We start from the raw sequence: 12,980 nt of genomic DNA on the forward strand, positions 1-12,980 counted from the left end.
ATATTTTGATTTGCTATAAATGATACAAAAAAAGTATTTTAATGTATCGCAACATACTAAAAGCTGATGCAGTTTAGGGGAATAGGCTAAAAAAGTATTACAAAATACTTTTTGCTCTAAATTTAAATATTGAATAAAAAATATATTTCTCTATACGAAGAAATCAAACATTACCTTTGCCAAGCGGATTTAGGATCAGTAATCAGTTTTCCATATTTTATTCTGCTCAAGTAATTGCGTTGCATCCTGTTGAGATAATGGTTTGGCAAAATAATACCCTTGTCCATATTCACAATTAAAGCGATGTAGAATATCTTGTTCGGCTCTAGTTTCGATGCCTTCAGCAATCACGTCCATACCCAATTTATGAGCCAAAATGACGATGGTGCTGACAATATCTTGATTCTTGATTCCCTGATTCATATTACAGACAAAAGAGCGATCCACTTTCAAAGTATCAAGAGGAAAAAGATGAAGATAACTAAAGCAAGAATAGCCTGTGCCAAAATCGTCCATGCTAATTTTGATGTCTAGTTTTTTCAACTCGCGCAGTAGGTCAATCGTATTTTCCACATCATCCATCACCATACTCTCAGTAATTTCTAGCTTAAGATTTCCCCCCGCTAATCCTGTGGTAATTAATGTTTCTTGCACTTGTGCAATTAAATTAGCTTGAGCAAACTGTCTACTAGAAAGATTAACGCTGATCACCACCGATTCTGCATAAGGAAACTGTTTGCGCCATTGCTGCATTTGATCGCAGGCGGTAGTCAAAATCCACTCTCCCATTGGCACAATCAAACCTGTTTCTTCGGCAACGGGAATGAATTCTCCAGGAGAAACAAAGCCACGAGTCGGCGACTGCCAGCGTACTAAAGCTTCGAAACCTTTAATAATGCCTGTTTTCAAACAAATTATCGGCTGGTAATAGAGTTCAAACTCTTGATTGCCGATCGCTTGGTTTAAATCAGCTTCCAGTTCAAGTCGCTTGAGAGCCTGTTCGTGCATGTTAGTGGTAAAAATTTCATGTCGTCTTTTACCCGCTACTTTTGCCTGATACATAGCCGCGTGGGAAGCTTGTAATAACTCCTCTGGCTGAAAGTTTTCTCCTTGGCGATTAAAGGCTAAACCAATGCTGGCAGAAGTAAAGATTTCTTGTTCCTTCAGTTGATAAGGTGAAGCGATCGCGCGATCTAACTTATTGGCAATTTCGATCGCTTCGGCGGTGTATTCATCAGTTTTAATGGCGATCGCAAATTCATCTGCACCAACTCTTGCCAAAATTGTCTGAGAATTTAAATTTTCTTGCAGCCTTTGGGCTGTTTCAATTAAGATGCGATCACCTGCTTGATATCCCAAACCGTCATTGATTAACTTAAAACGATTTAAGTCCAGGCATAAAATACCAATAAAACCTGGAGACTTGTCTTTTTGTTGAAGTTTTTTGAGTTGTTTGGCGAATAAACTCCGATTCGGCAATCCTGTCAGGGAATCGTAGAAAAGATTATAAAGTGCTTTATAACCCAAAACACTGGCAATAGTTACGGTTAAACTAATTGCTGCTGGCATCAAGGGAATCCAGCCAGCAAAAGTAAAGATAACAAAACAAACAGTTATTAAGCTGCCAACACCAACTATACCCCCGACAACAATCGCTACTGGGTGTTTCAATTTCCAGGCGATCGCTACGGCTACTAACGACCAACCCCACACCCAAAGTCCTTCACACCATTCTGACCAAAACCAAAACAAGGGAGCATTATCCAAAACTATGTTTAAAATTTGGCTAGTCATTTGAGCTTGGGCTACCACTCCTGGCATTAAGCTATCGGAACCTTGGTTATAAGGTGTGGATAAAATATCTTTGACACTGATGGAGGTAGCACCAATTAAAACGATCTTGTCTTTGATTAGACTAGGGGCAACTTTTCCTGCTAAAACTTCGGTTAAAGTAACCCGTTGAGCAATATTAGGAGATTGGTAATCAATGAGAATTTGTTGACCTGCGGTTTCAGAAGGTTCAAGCTGATACCCGCCTGAATTGGCTTTTAAATCGGGAAATTTTGCCTCACCAATCTGAAGAAAATCATCACCAACCTGCAACTTAAGCTGACGCTCCTCTAAATATTTAAGGCTTAAGCGCAGTGGAAAAGAATACATTTCTTGGATTGGTGCTGAACCAAACTGAACATACATTAAGTTACGACGTAAAACATCATCTCCTATATCAGCCACAAGATCGTTAAAACCGATTTGATCTGGCTTTACTCCAGGGGGTGCTGAAACACCATTTTCTCCATTACCAATCAATTGAATTACAACTACATTATCTTTTTGTAATTCCTGTCTGAGAGCATCTGTACCAGGAGGATATGCTACTTCGCGATACAGATCAAATCCAATTACTTTGGGGTGATTTTGCTGTAATTTTCGCAATAATTGAGCAATTAACTCGTCTTTAAGGGGATAACTGCCGTGTTTTTCGATATCTTTATCCGTAATTTCTACTAGCAATAGTCGAGGATCGGTTTGATTTTCGTTGTGCAGATTAATCATCCAATCATAGGCTAATAATTCTAAAGCCTGTAATGCACCTAAACGTCGCACTCCCATTACTGCAACTGCAATCAAAATAGTTAACAGGAGTAGAGAAAATTTATAGGTATTAAGCCAATTATTGGCTTGAATTTTAATCAAGCATTTATTTTTGAGACTATTAAATCTAAATTTCATCAAAACACTTTAAGTTTAAATAAATATTTTTATTACGTATTTTTACTTATAAAAATTCTGGTTAATTTAATAACCTAAGTAAAAATGTTTAGAATCTATCATTAGTCAAAGCAAATCAATAACAAGTATAAATGAGTTTTATCTAGATGGCGCTTTAGATTGAGCATGGTTAAAATAATAGACACAAATAATGATAATTAACTTGTTAATAAATAGATAAGATTAAGGCTAAACATTAAATATATGTCTAATAAATTGTTTTCATTTTTAAGCTTAACTCTCATTGCAAACCTAATCTATTTAGGATTAACTAACCCTGCTACGGCAAAACCAAAATCAGCAGAATCAGCAGAAACTAGAGCTTCAGATTTTGGCTTGCCAACTCATCGCCGAGATGGGGGTAGTAGATCCAGTCGAGATAGTTGCGTTGCCAATACTGAAAACCCTAACTTAATGGCGTTAATTCCACAAAAGACTGTGGGAATGAATGCTGCTGCTTCGCCTCAGCTATTTTTCTACGTTCCAGAGCTTAAAAATTCCAGCACCCTAGAGTTTGTTTTACGCAATGAACAAGATCAACTAATGTACGAAACTTTTCTCTCTACTAAGGGCAACGGCATTATTAGCATCAAAGTTCCTGCTGAAGTTAAGTCCAATCTGCTCCAACCAAATCAAAACTACCGTTGGTACTTATCGATGATTTGCAATCATCAAGAGCGTTCTCGTGACATTGTAGTTGAAGGCTGGATGCGTCAAGGAAGACTTAACCTAGCTACTCAACAGCAGTTAAATGAAGCAAGTTCGCTTGAAAAAGCAGAAGTTTATCGTCAACAAGGTTTTTGGTTCGACGCTTTATCGGCGTTGACTGAAGATCCAACTTCTATGACAGAGAAAACTATGATTCGTCAAAAATGGTCGGAAATGTTAGTTTCTGTTGGCTTAGAAAACCTGGCATCTGAACCTTTTATCGACGCAAAATTAGTGGAAAATCCAGCTAATTTACGCTAAATAAAGTAAAAATTAAGCAACATTAAGACTCTTAGCGACAGATTACTCAAAAAATACCACTTCACATCAGCTTCACATAAGCTGGCGCGTCCTTTCTTCTCTTGGCGCTCTAAGCGATCGCTCCCAAATAGATGTATCCTACGGATCGCCAGCGAACAAATTGACAAAATTGCTCGATCATGAATACTCTTTGAGTGGAAGACATTCCAGAGTCATTTTCCATTTAACGAATTTATTCGAGGTTTTTTATCTCAATCAATGAAAACAACTAAGTCTCTGTTACAAGTTTTTCAAAGCCGTAAAATGATAGCTTTGCTGTTGTTGGGTTTTTCTTCAGGAATGCCTTTATTTTTAACTAGCAGAACTCTACAAGCCTGGATGACAGTAGAGAAAGTCGATTTAGCTTCCATTGGCTTACTCAGTTTAGTTTCACTACCTTATTCGATTAAATTTCTCTGGGCTCCATTTTTAGATCGCTATGTTCCACCGTTTTTAGGTCGTCGTCGCGGGTGGTTAGTTGTCACGCAAATTGGTCTAACGATTGCGATCGCCATTATGTCTTTACAACAACCTAAGCAAGCTCTACAGCTTTTTGCGATTAATGCAGTGATCATTGCTTTTTTAAGTGCCAGTCAAGATATTGCTTTTGATGCCTATCGTACCGATATTCTCACGGAATGGGAAACAGGAGCAGGAGCAGCAATCGGCGTTTTAGGATATCGTATTGCTTTGCTCGTTACAGGTTCATTAGCGCTGATTTTAGCCGATCGCATTTCTTGGCAGGGAGTTTATTTATTCTTGGCGGGGTTGATGGCAATAAATATCATCTTTTCTATTTGGTCGCCAGAACCAATTTTACCAGAGCAACCCCCCACCAATCTCGCACAAGCTATTACCCTCCCGTTTCAAGAGTTCTTTCAAAGATTGGGAATAACCAAAGGTTTTTTGGTTTTAGTTTTTATCGTGCTTTACAGACTAGGAGATTCGTTAGTAAATAACATGGTGACTCCTTTTTTGCTTCAGATTGGGTTTACGCAAACTGATATTGGTGCAATTCAAGGAGGGATGGGCTTAATTGCCACTCTTGTTGGTGCTTTACTTGGGGGAGTAGTTCTGAGTCGCTTGGGAATTAATCGTTCTCTGTGGATCTTTGGTATTTTGCAAGCATTCAGTAATTTAGTTTACTTTTTGCTAGCACAGCTAGGGCAAAATTATCAGTTTATGGTTTTGGCAATCAATATCGAAAATTTATGTTCTGGATTGGCAACATCTGCTTTCGTCGCCTTTTTGATGAGTTTATGCAATCAACGCTTTTCTGCTACACAATTTGCTCTTTTGTCGAGTTTAATGGCTTTTAGCCGTGATATTTTGGTTGCTCCAGCCGGCATATTTGCCAAGGAGATCGGCTGGACAGGTTTTTTCTTATTTACTTTGTTAGCAGCCGTACCTGGGCTAATATTACTACCTTGGTTTGCCCCCTGGAAGCCCGAAGAAGCTTAAATGCTTGTTATAAAAACAACCCTCTAAATCATATTTGGCTTAGAGGGCAACTAATTAACTTATACCGCAACTACTTGAGCGCGTTTATAGGCTTCATCTAACACTTCAGACAGGGTAGGATGAGTATGGATATTAAAAGAGAGATTTTGCACAGATTCTCGCTTGGCGATCGCATTGGCTGCTTCTTGAATTAAGTCGGAAGCGTGAATACCGATGATGTGTACTCCCAATAATTCTCCTGTATCCTGACGATAGATAATTTTAGCGACACCTTCGGTTTCTCCTTCGGCTAAGGCTTTGGAGTTCCCTTTATAAAAAGATTTTACTGTAGCTACTTGCCAGCCTTCGGTTTGTCCTAATTCTTTTGCTTGGGCTTCGGTTAAGCCGACATAGCTAATTTCAGGATGGGTAAAGGCAGCAGCGGGAATACAACGGTAATCTATTTCCTTGTCTGTGCCACAAATATTTTCGATCGCAATTACTCCTTGTCCTGAAGCAGCATGGGCTAACATCATTTTACCTGTCGCATCTCCTACCGCCCAAAGGTGAGGTACGGGTTTGCCATCTCGTAATACCTGCATTTTATCGTTGACGGGAATGAAGCCACGTTGATCAATTTCAACAGCTAAAGTTTCTAGACCGAGTTTTTTAGTGGCGGGAATACGTCCAGTCGCGACTAAACAAGCATCCACCTCTAAGACTTCTACTACCTCTTTGGTTTTGGCATCAGTTAATTCAATTTGGACGGGTGTACCAGGAGTAATCTTAGTGGCAAAGACACCCTTGTAGGTTTCAATATCTCGCTGATCGAGAAGAACTTTTTTGGCTATCTTGGCAATATCAGGATCGAAACCAGGCATTAAAGTATCTAAAGCTTCAATCATGGTTACTTCACAACCCAAAGCCGTATATACATCAGAAAATTCCAACCCAATATAGCCACTACCAATAATGGCAATCCAGTCAGGAAGAGACTCTAACTTAACTGCCTGATCGCTTGTAAAGACAGTTTTACCATCAGTTTCAATCCCTCTAGGGACAAAAGGCACAGATCCAGGGCAAAGCATAATTTCTTTAGCTGTATAGATTTTATCCCCATCATCACCTGATACTTTAACCTTTTGTGTTCCTGCCAGCTCTCCCCAGCCACGAATGATATCCACCTTGAGACGTTTGAGACTATTAGTTAAATCTCCTTGAATTTTATTGACCAAATTGGTAGCATGGTCAGCGATCGCCTGACGCTCAAACTGCACCTCCCCTAGTTGAATGCCCATGTCTTGAAGATGATGGCGATCGCCAAATTCTCTAACTCTACCAGAGGCTGCTAGTAGGGCTTTGGAAGGAATACAGCCACGGTTAACACAAGTTCCCCCCATGTCCCCCGCTTCAATAATTGCCGTTTTTAAACCGCTTTTAACTGCGTGTAATGCTGCACCATGACCCCCAACCCCTGCCCCAATAATAATTAAATCGTAATCAAACTCACTCATTGCTATTTCTTCATATAATTGCTGCAATCTCTTATTGTAAAGTTTATCTGCGATTAAATAGAGGATAGAATCAACACCTAGAAAAACAAAAGTCTATGACAGAAACATACTTTTTAGGCGGTTATTATCTGGTTGAGAGTTCACCCTGCAGTCTCAGTACTTGTATTTGTTCTCACCATCCCGATTTAGCTATTTTGACCTGGGTCAATGATAGTGAAGATAGGGAGCAATACAGGAGAAAATTAAAACTGACTATTGAAGAATTTAAGTTGCTGCAAGGTCAAGCAGATAAATGGTTTGAGCAAAATAGATATGGTTGGGGTGGAGTTTTTGTCGATCTAAATCTGGCAAGAGAGTTTGCTACTGATTATTTAAGCAATATCCACAATATTAAGCTAATAGCGATCGCCACAACTGCTAAATATCGCGATCTTTATTTGCAGGAGGAATTATCCTCTAATAACTTTCAGGAAGGAGTTTATCTCTATGCAAAAAGAAGACTCTCGCTAAAAACGAGGGCGATTCAAGTCTAACATAGTTAGACGCGCCCAATGTTTTAGCGGTGAGATGAATTTTTGCCAATAAACAAAACCGCGTTAGCGACAATATTGTGCTAATTGGGATAGCATAAATACATGATTGTAATAGAGTATAAAATCAAAGCAAAACAACATCAATATCTGGCAATTGACGAGGCTATCCTCACAGGTCAGTTTGTCAGAAACAAAGCTTTGCGCTATTGGCTAGACAACAAAGAGGTCAATAAATACGACCTTAATAAGTATTGTCGTGTCATAGCTAAAAAGTATGGTTTTGCAAATGAATTAAACTCAACTGCTAGACAATCATCAGCCGAACGAGCTTGGAGTGCTATTAGTCGTTTCTTTGATAACTGCAAAAAGCAAATCAAAGGAAAAAAAGGATTTCCAAAGTTTAAAAAACATTCTCGTTCAGTTGAGTATAAACAATCTGGCTGGAAGCTAGATGAAACTACTAAAAAACATATTACTTTTACCGATAAAAAAGGTATAAGTAGGTTGAAACTCGTAGGTTCAAGGGATATTTACTTTTATCAACCTGAAGAAATAAAACGGGTTAGATTGATCCGTAGAGCAGACGGTTACTACTGTCAATTCTGCATTTCAATCGAAGTAAAAGAAAATGTTGAACCCACTGGAAAAGCAATTGGTTTAGACGTTGGTTTGAAATATTTCTATGCTGATAGTACAGGTCACACTGAGGCTAACCCCAGATTCTATAGACAAGGTGAAAAACGATTAAATAAGCTTAATCGTCGCAAGTCAAGGAAGTTCAGGAAGGGACAAAAGCAATCTAAAAACTATCACAAAGCTAGAAATCGTTACGCTAGATTACACCTGAGAATAAGTAGAAAGCGGGAAGAACACGCTAAGAGACTAGCGCGTACCGTATGTACTTCTAACGATTGTATTGTCTATGAAGACTTACAGGTCAAGAATCTAGTCCGTAATAGCAGATTGTCTAAATCCATATCGGATGCTGGCTGGACGCAATTCCGCAGATGGGTAGAATACTTTGGATGGAAAATGGGGAAAATAACCATTGCTGTTCCACCACAGTACACATCTCAGGATTGCCCAGCTTGCGGTAAACGAGTCAAAAAATCTCTCTCTACTCGTACTCATGTTTGCAGTTGCGGATATACGGAAGATCGAGACGTTGCAGCTAGCCTCAATATCCTGAAAAAAGGACTATGTACCGTGGGTCACACGGGAATTTACGGCAGTCCTGCGGACGGGTTTCCCTCCGCAGGGAACTGTCGGTACGCTACAGGAGATTTGCCCTCTTGGTCAGTTGGTGTAAACCTATTGGCTAATGGCGAGTCGGTGAATGTAGAATCCCCCACTAAAATGAAAGACGAAACGATAGTGGAGTCAATCATTTAGTGGTGGGAGTGTCAACAAACCCTACAGTCAAATCAAACTATCAACATCAATCATGACTTTCTTGGTTATGAAGTTCTTGGCAACGATTGTGGAGGATTTCATTCATTTGTTTGTAATAGTTTAGAAACTGATTTTGCACATAAGCTAAATATCAAGTTGAATCAACATGGATTAATTGACCAATACGACCAAGCAATTCAAGGAAGTGATTATGCTAATCGACCAGATCTAGGTACAGAGCCAGTTTTATGGATACCTTGGGCAATTATAGAATTGGCGATCTCAAAACAGAGTTAAGATTTTGCTGCTTCAAATATGAAAATTTCTTAGTTTATCGAATATGTAACGTATTGCACGATAGCCTAGTAAATTAAAACATTTTTATATATTTACTGATGTATTTAAACTTCAACTTGAGCAAAAACCCCAAATTAAAGCAAATATTAGCGGGGCTGATGGCGTTTGTCTTGGTTGCTTTGACCTCCTCACCAAGCTTCAGCTTAGAGAGCATAAACTATGGCGAAGCACTACAAAAATCGATTTTATTTTATGAAGCACAACAGACGGGCAAACTACCAGAGTGGAATCGTTTTCCCTGGCGGGGAGATTCTACCCCCAAAGATGGGGCAGATGTCGGGTTAGATCTGACTGGCGGTTGGGTTGATGCTGGAGATAACGTCAAGTTTAATTTTCCTTTGGCGTTTTCGGTAGTTAATTTAGCTTGGGGCGGGATTGAATATTATGATGCTTATCAAGCAGCAGGTCAGTTAGAACATTTAACGCAAAATATTAAATGGGCTACTGATTATTTACTCAGTTCTTTTGCTAATGATAATCCTGGAGAATATGTTCTCTATGGACAGGTGGGCAACGGTGAGCTAGACCATAATTGGTGGGGCCCCTTGGAGGTGGTGCATTACGAAATGGAGCGCCCAGCCTACAAAATTGATACGACTTGTCCTGGAACGGATTTAGCAGCGGAGACTGCTGCTGCTTTGGCTTCTAGTTCAATTCTGTTTCGTAATCAGGGTGAGACGGAATATGCCAATCTACTAGTGCAAAAAGCTGAACGGCTATTTGATTTTGCTGACACCTATCGGGGTAAATATTCCGACTGTCTCCAAGCTGCAAATCCTTTTTATACCTCCAATAATGGTTATCAAGATGAGTTGGTTTGGGGTGCAATTTGGTTATATAAGGCGAAACAAGCTCAAGGTAGTGATTCAGAATATTTAGCTAAGGCAGAGTCTGAGTATGCCCAAATGAGCAAACCCTATAACTATACTTACCAGTTTGATGATAAATCTTATGGTACTTATGTCTTGCTCGCTCAATTAACAGGGAAGGAAGAATATCAGCAACGAACTGAAGCTTGGTTGGATTTTTGGACGATAGGCTATCAGGGAGAAAAAATCACTTATACTCCTGGTGGTTTAGCTTTTTTAGTTAAATGGGCTTCTCTGGCTTTAAGCGCTAATACTAGTTTTGTCGGTTTTATTTACAGCGATTGGCTAAAATCTCAAGGTCAAATAGATAAAGCGCAGCGTTATTTGAATTTTGGCGTGAGCCAAATTGACTATATCCTAGGGAAAAATCCTGCTCAACGCAGTTATCAAATTGGCTATGGTGAAAACTCGCCCCAAAACCCCCATCACCGCACTGCTCATGGTAGTTGGTTGAATAGTATGTCCGACCCAGTAGAAACCCGTAACCTTTTGATGGGGGCGTTAGTAGGGGGGCCAGATGAACAGGATAACTGGGAGGACGATCGCACTGATTGGATTAGAAATGAAGTAGGCGTTGGCTACAATGCAGCCTTTACGGGGGCTTTGGCGAAGATGTATGCCGAATTTGGTGGAGAGCCTCTAGCAGAAATAACTTTTCCCTCGGTAAATCAGCCACAGCTTTATGTTGAATCTCAAATCAAGGAAATTCAAGCAGCCACAGAGTTAACTCTTTCTATCTTCAATCAATCTCATGCTCCTGCTAAAGGTATTGAGAATCCTGTCTTACGGATAACTTACCAAGGCAAATTCGAACCAGAAAATATGTCCATATCGGCGGTATCTCCAAACTGCCCTATTAATTCCATAGCCCAACCAGTCAAGTTAGGCAATGGCACTTTTTCTACTCAGGTAAGCTGTGAAGGAACGGTGATTTATCCAGGAGGTGAAGAAGATTACAAAAAACAAATCGTTGTCAAACTCGCTAATGAATCGGACAGTAATGGGGGGTGGTTTGGTAGCTTGGGCAATATATTTAGCAAACCAATGCGAATTATCAAGATTAGTCTGCTTGATCGCGACGAACTGCTGTGGGAATCAAAACTGTAAATTACAATATTCTCTATAATTAGATTCAAAGTCACCTTAATATTCAATTTTGCTCGATCAATATGTCTTCTACTGCTTTAATCACTGGTGCATCTCAAGGAATTGGTAAAGCTACTGCTTTGTTGTTTGCCAAAAATGGCTACGATCTAATTATTACCGCCCGAACTAAGGATCAATTAGATTCTACTGCTGAACAAATAAAAAGTTATGGCAGACAAGTATTAGCCATCCCAACAGATGTCAGCGATCGCGTGGCTGTAGAAGAATTAGTCAAGTTGGGTATTGAACAATTTTCGGCGATTGATGTCTTGGTTAACAATGCAGGAATATGTATGAGTGCGCCCATGGCTGAAACTAGTATTGACGATTGGGAGACAATTATTAACGTCAATCTTTGGGGATATATCTACACCATTAAAGCATTGTTACCCCATTTGATCGCTAGAAAACAAGGTAATATAATTAACGTCGGCTCTTTTGGGGGCAAAGTTCCCTTACCCAAAATGACGGCATACTGTACCAGCAAATTCGCTATTACGGGTTTAACCGAAACTCTACGTTTAGAATTAGAACCACAAGGTATCCATGTTTCGGGGATACATCCTAGTGTTACTAAAAGCGATTTTTTAAAACGGGCAATCTTTAAAGATCGCGATTCTCAAGCAGAACAAAACCGCCGTCAAGCAATGGAAAAAATGCTCACTAGTCCCCTGGCTAGCAAATCTGAAGATGTCGCTCAAGCTATCTGGGATGCAGTTAAACATCCTCAAGCGGAGGTCATAGTCGGTTCGGCAAAAGTCCCTTCTTTCTTACATCGATTATTTCCTGGTATTACTCAAGGAATGTTGCAGCTAACTACAAAATCCGAGGCAATTTAAATGATGCGATCGACGATTACAAATCGGCGAGATACTCAGCCCTTTTGGTAGGTGTTCCAGCCTGGAATATCTTGTTTAAACTTAGCAGGAAATGTATATTGATAGCAAATTTATTCCCGATATAATAGTTGTCGTGGCAAAGCTGATAGCATTCACAAGCAGCGTCTTCCCAATTCTGCCGATCTAAAATTGCAATTTTGCCACATTGATAATGAATCAATCCTGACTGATGTAAAAAATCTGCTGCCAAGGTTACGCCCGATCCCCAAACTCCCCGCACATTAGCCATCAAGCGTTGTTTATACTCTCGATAGATATTTCGTTATCCTTCAGTGCAGACTATTAACTTATCTATTGCTAATAGTAGAGATAAATAATTTTGAAATTAACAAGAATATATTCAAGACCTAGTTGGAAATTTTTTTGTAGTTTAAAGAATTTTAAATCATGAGACGTTTTAAATATATTGCTTTAGTCAGACAAGTATTTATATAATTTGTTGTTTTTCTGTCTTTCAGTAGAAGCAAAAGTTTGGGCTACGGCACTAAAGTAAAACAAGTTACGCGTGTAGCAATTAAACCTCTTGAAAAAACTCTTATGAGCGATACTACTGTTAAAAAAGTTAGTTCTACTAATTCGCCAACGGGCGAAATGGGTCAAAAGTATTTAGTGGCGGGAAAAAGCATATCCATGCGTCTTTGGGATAGCGAGCAGCCAGAAGACTTAAAACCCGAAGAAACTCGCGAATATGAAACCATAGGTTATGTAATCAAAGGAAAAGCCGAACTACATCTAGAGGGTCAAGTAGTTAAATTAGAAGCTGGAGATTCTTGGTTAGTACCAAAAGGTGCGTCTCATACTTACAAAATTATCGAATCTTTTACAGCAATTGAAGCTACCAGTCCTCCCGCTAGAATTCACGAAAGAGACGAGCCATAAATACTGTTGCATCTTTGAATCCAGCTTTTTTGAGCATCTTTCAATTCATCATTAGTTAAGCCCAGTTGTTGAGAATCTTCCTGAGTCAATCGAATCATCTGACTCCTCCCGTGGAGACCCCCGCTAAAACCGAGGCGGGTGTATTGAGCGCAGCGAATACCGCCTCGGTTT

The 12,980-nt window shown here is 39.6% G+C and carries 12 protein-coding genes; 8 read left to right on the forward strand and 4 right to left on the reverse strand.

Annotated elements, in window-relative coordinates; genetic code table 11:
• Positions 1-195: 195 nt before the first annotated feature.
• A complete protein-coding gene (locus C7B62_RS09945) occupies positions 196-2,733 on the reverse strand; it encodes an EAL domain-containing protein (protein WP_106235393.1) in 2,538 nt (845 codons plus the stop codon).
• A gap of 243 nt (positions 2,734-2,976) precedes the next feature.
• Here C7B62_RS09945 and C7B62_RS09950 point away from each other — a divergent pair, with 243 nt between their 5' ends.
• Complete coding sequence (locus tag C7B62_RS09950; protein WP_106235395.1) at positions 2,977-3,741, forward strand: DUF928 domain-containing protein; 765 nt, start codon at positions 2,977-2,979, stop codon at positions 3,739-3,741.
• Between the two features lie 258 nt (positions 3,742-3,999).
• Entirely contained in the window at positions 4,000-5,241 is a 1,242-nt protein-coding gene (locus tag C7B62_RS09955; RefSeq protein ID WP_106235397.1) for an AmpG family muropeptide MFS transporter, read from the forward strand.
• A 59-nt stretch (positions 5,242-5,300) separates the two neighbouring features.
• Here the strand turns inward: C7B62_RS09955 and lpdA are convergent, their stop codons facing one another.
• Positions 5,301-6,734: a dihydrolipoyl dehydrogenase gene (lpdA, locus tag C7B62_RS09960; RefSeq protein WP_106235399.1), complete on the reverse strand. Its 1,434-nt coding sequence runs from the start codon at positions 6,732-6,734 to the stop codon at positions 5,301-5,303.
• Between the two features lie 95 nt (positions 6,735-6,829).
• Here lpdA and C7B62_RS09965 point away from each other — a divergent pair, with 95 nt between their 5' ends.
• The 5 genes from C7B62_RS09965 (at position 6,830) to C7B62_RS09980 (ending at position 11,870) form a co-directional block, all read left to right on the forward strand.
• Positions 6,830-7,267 (forward strand): hypothetical protein, encoded by a 438-nt coding sequence (locus C7B62_RS09965; RefSeq protein ID WP_106235401.1) that lies wholly within the window; start codon positions 6,830-6,832, stop codon positions 7,265-7,267.
• A 102-nt stretch (positions 7,268-7,369) separates the two neighbouring features.
• Positions 7,370-8,659 (forward strand): RNA-guided endonuclease TnpB family protein, encoded by a 1,290-nt coding sequence (locus C7B62_RS09970; RefSeq protein WP_106235403.1) that lies wholly within the window; start codon positions 7,370-7,372, stop codon positions 8,657-8,659.
• A gap of 156 nt (positions 8,660-8,815) precedes the next feature.
• A complete protein-coding gene (locus C7B62_RS25665; protein WP_158260659.1) occupies positions 8,816-8,956 on the forward strand; it encodes a hypothetical protein in 141 nt (46 codons plus the stop codon).
• A gap of 98 nt (positions 8,957-9,054) precedes the next feature.
• A complete protein-coding gene (locus C7B62_RS09975; RefSeq protein ID WP_106235405.1) occupies positions 9,055-10,992 on the forward strand; it encodes a glycoside hydrolase family 9 protein in 1,938 nt (645 codons plus the stop codon).
• Between the two features lie 62 nt (positions 10,993-11,054).
• Positions 11,055-11,870: an SDR family oxidoreductase gene (locus C7B62_RS09980; RefSeq protein ID WP_106235407.1), complete on the forward strand. Its 816-nt coding sequence runs from the start codon at positions 11,055-11,057 to the stop codon at positions 11,868-11,870.
• 16 nt (positions 11,871-11,886) lie between these two features.
• Here the strand turns inward: C7B62_RS09980 and C7B62_RS09985 are convergent, their stop codons facing one another.
• Positions 11,887-12,159: a hypothetical protein gene (locus tag C7B62_RS09985; protein ID WP_106235409.1), complete on the reverse strand. Its 273-nt coding sequence runs from the start codon at positions 12,157-12,159 to the stop codon at positions 11,887-11,889.
• Between the two features lie 308 nt (positions 12,160-12,467).
• On the opposite strand from C7B62_RS09985, the gene C7B62_RS09990 reads away from it, so the two are divergent.
• The gene (locus C7B62_RS09990; protein WP_106235419.1) at positions 12,468-12,809 is read left to right on the forward strand and encodes a cupin domain-containing protein; all 342 of its coding nucleotides are present in this window, start codon (positions 12,468-12,470) and stop codon (positions 12,807-12,809) included.
• On the opposite strand, the gene C7B62_RS26515 is transcribed toward C7B62_RS09990, so the two are convergent.
• On the reverse strand, positions 12,788-12,980 hold a 193-nt coding region (locus C7B62_RS26515; RefSeq protein ID WP_233219896.1), incomplete at its 5' end, for a hypothetical protein. The two genes, C7B62_RS09990 and C7B62_RS26515, sit on opposite strands and share 22 nt — an antisense overlap.

Origin of the sequence: Pleurocapsa sp. CCALA 161, from assembly GCF_003003995.1 — a bacterium.
Classification (GTDB): domain Bacteria; phylum Cyanobacteriota; class Cyanobacteriia; order Cyanobacteriales; family Xenococcaceae; genus Waterburya.

Coding starts and splice junctions, on each gene's coding strand:
- C7B62_RS09945 (WP_106235393.1), bottom strand. CDS start 2,733: ATGAAATTTAGATTTAATAGTCTCAAAAATAAATGCTTGATTAAAATT.
- C7B62_RS09950 (WP_106235395.1), top strand. CDS start 2,977: ATGTCTAATAAATTGTTTTCATTTTTAAGCTTAACTCTCATTGCAAAC.
- C7B62_RS09955 (WP_106235397.1), top strand. CDS start 4,000: ATGAAAACAACTAAGTCTCTGTTACAAGTTTTTCAAAGCCGTAAAATG.
- lpdA (WP_106235399.1), bottom strand. CDS start 6,734: ATGAGTGAGTTTGATTACGATTTAATTATTATTGGGGCAGGGGTTGGG.
- C7B62_RS09965 (WP_106235401.1), top strand. CDS start 6,830: ATGACAGAAACATACTTTTTAGGCGGTTATTATCTGGTTGAGAGTTCA.
- C7B62_RS09970 (WP_106235403.1), top strand. CDS start 7,370: ATGATTGTAATAGAGTATAAAATCAAAGCAAAACAACATCAATATCTG.
- C7B62_RS09975 (WP_106235405.1), top strand. CDS start 9,055: ATGTATTTAAACTTCAACTTGAGCAAAAACCCCAAATTAAAGCAAATA.
- C7B62_RS09980 (WP_106235407.1), top strand. CDS start 11,055: ATGTCTTCTACTGCTTTAATCACTGGTGCATCTCAAGGAATTGGTAAA.
- C7B62_RS09985 (WP_106235409.1), bottom strand. CDS start 12,159: ATGGCTAATGTGCGGGGAGTTTGGGGATCGGGCGTAACCTTGGCAGCA.
- C7B62_RS09990 (WP_106235419.1), top strand. CDS start 12,468: ATGAGCGATACTACTGTTAAAAAAGTTAGTTCTACTAATTCGCCAACG.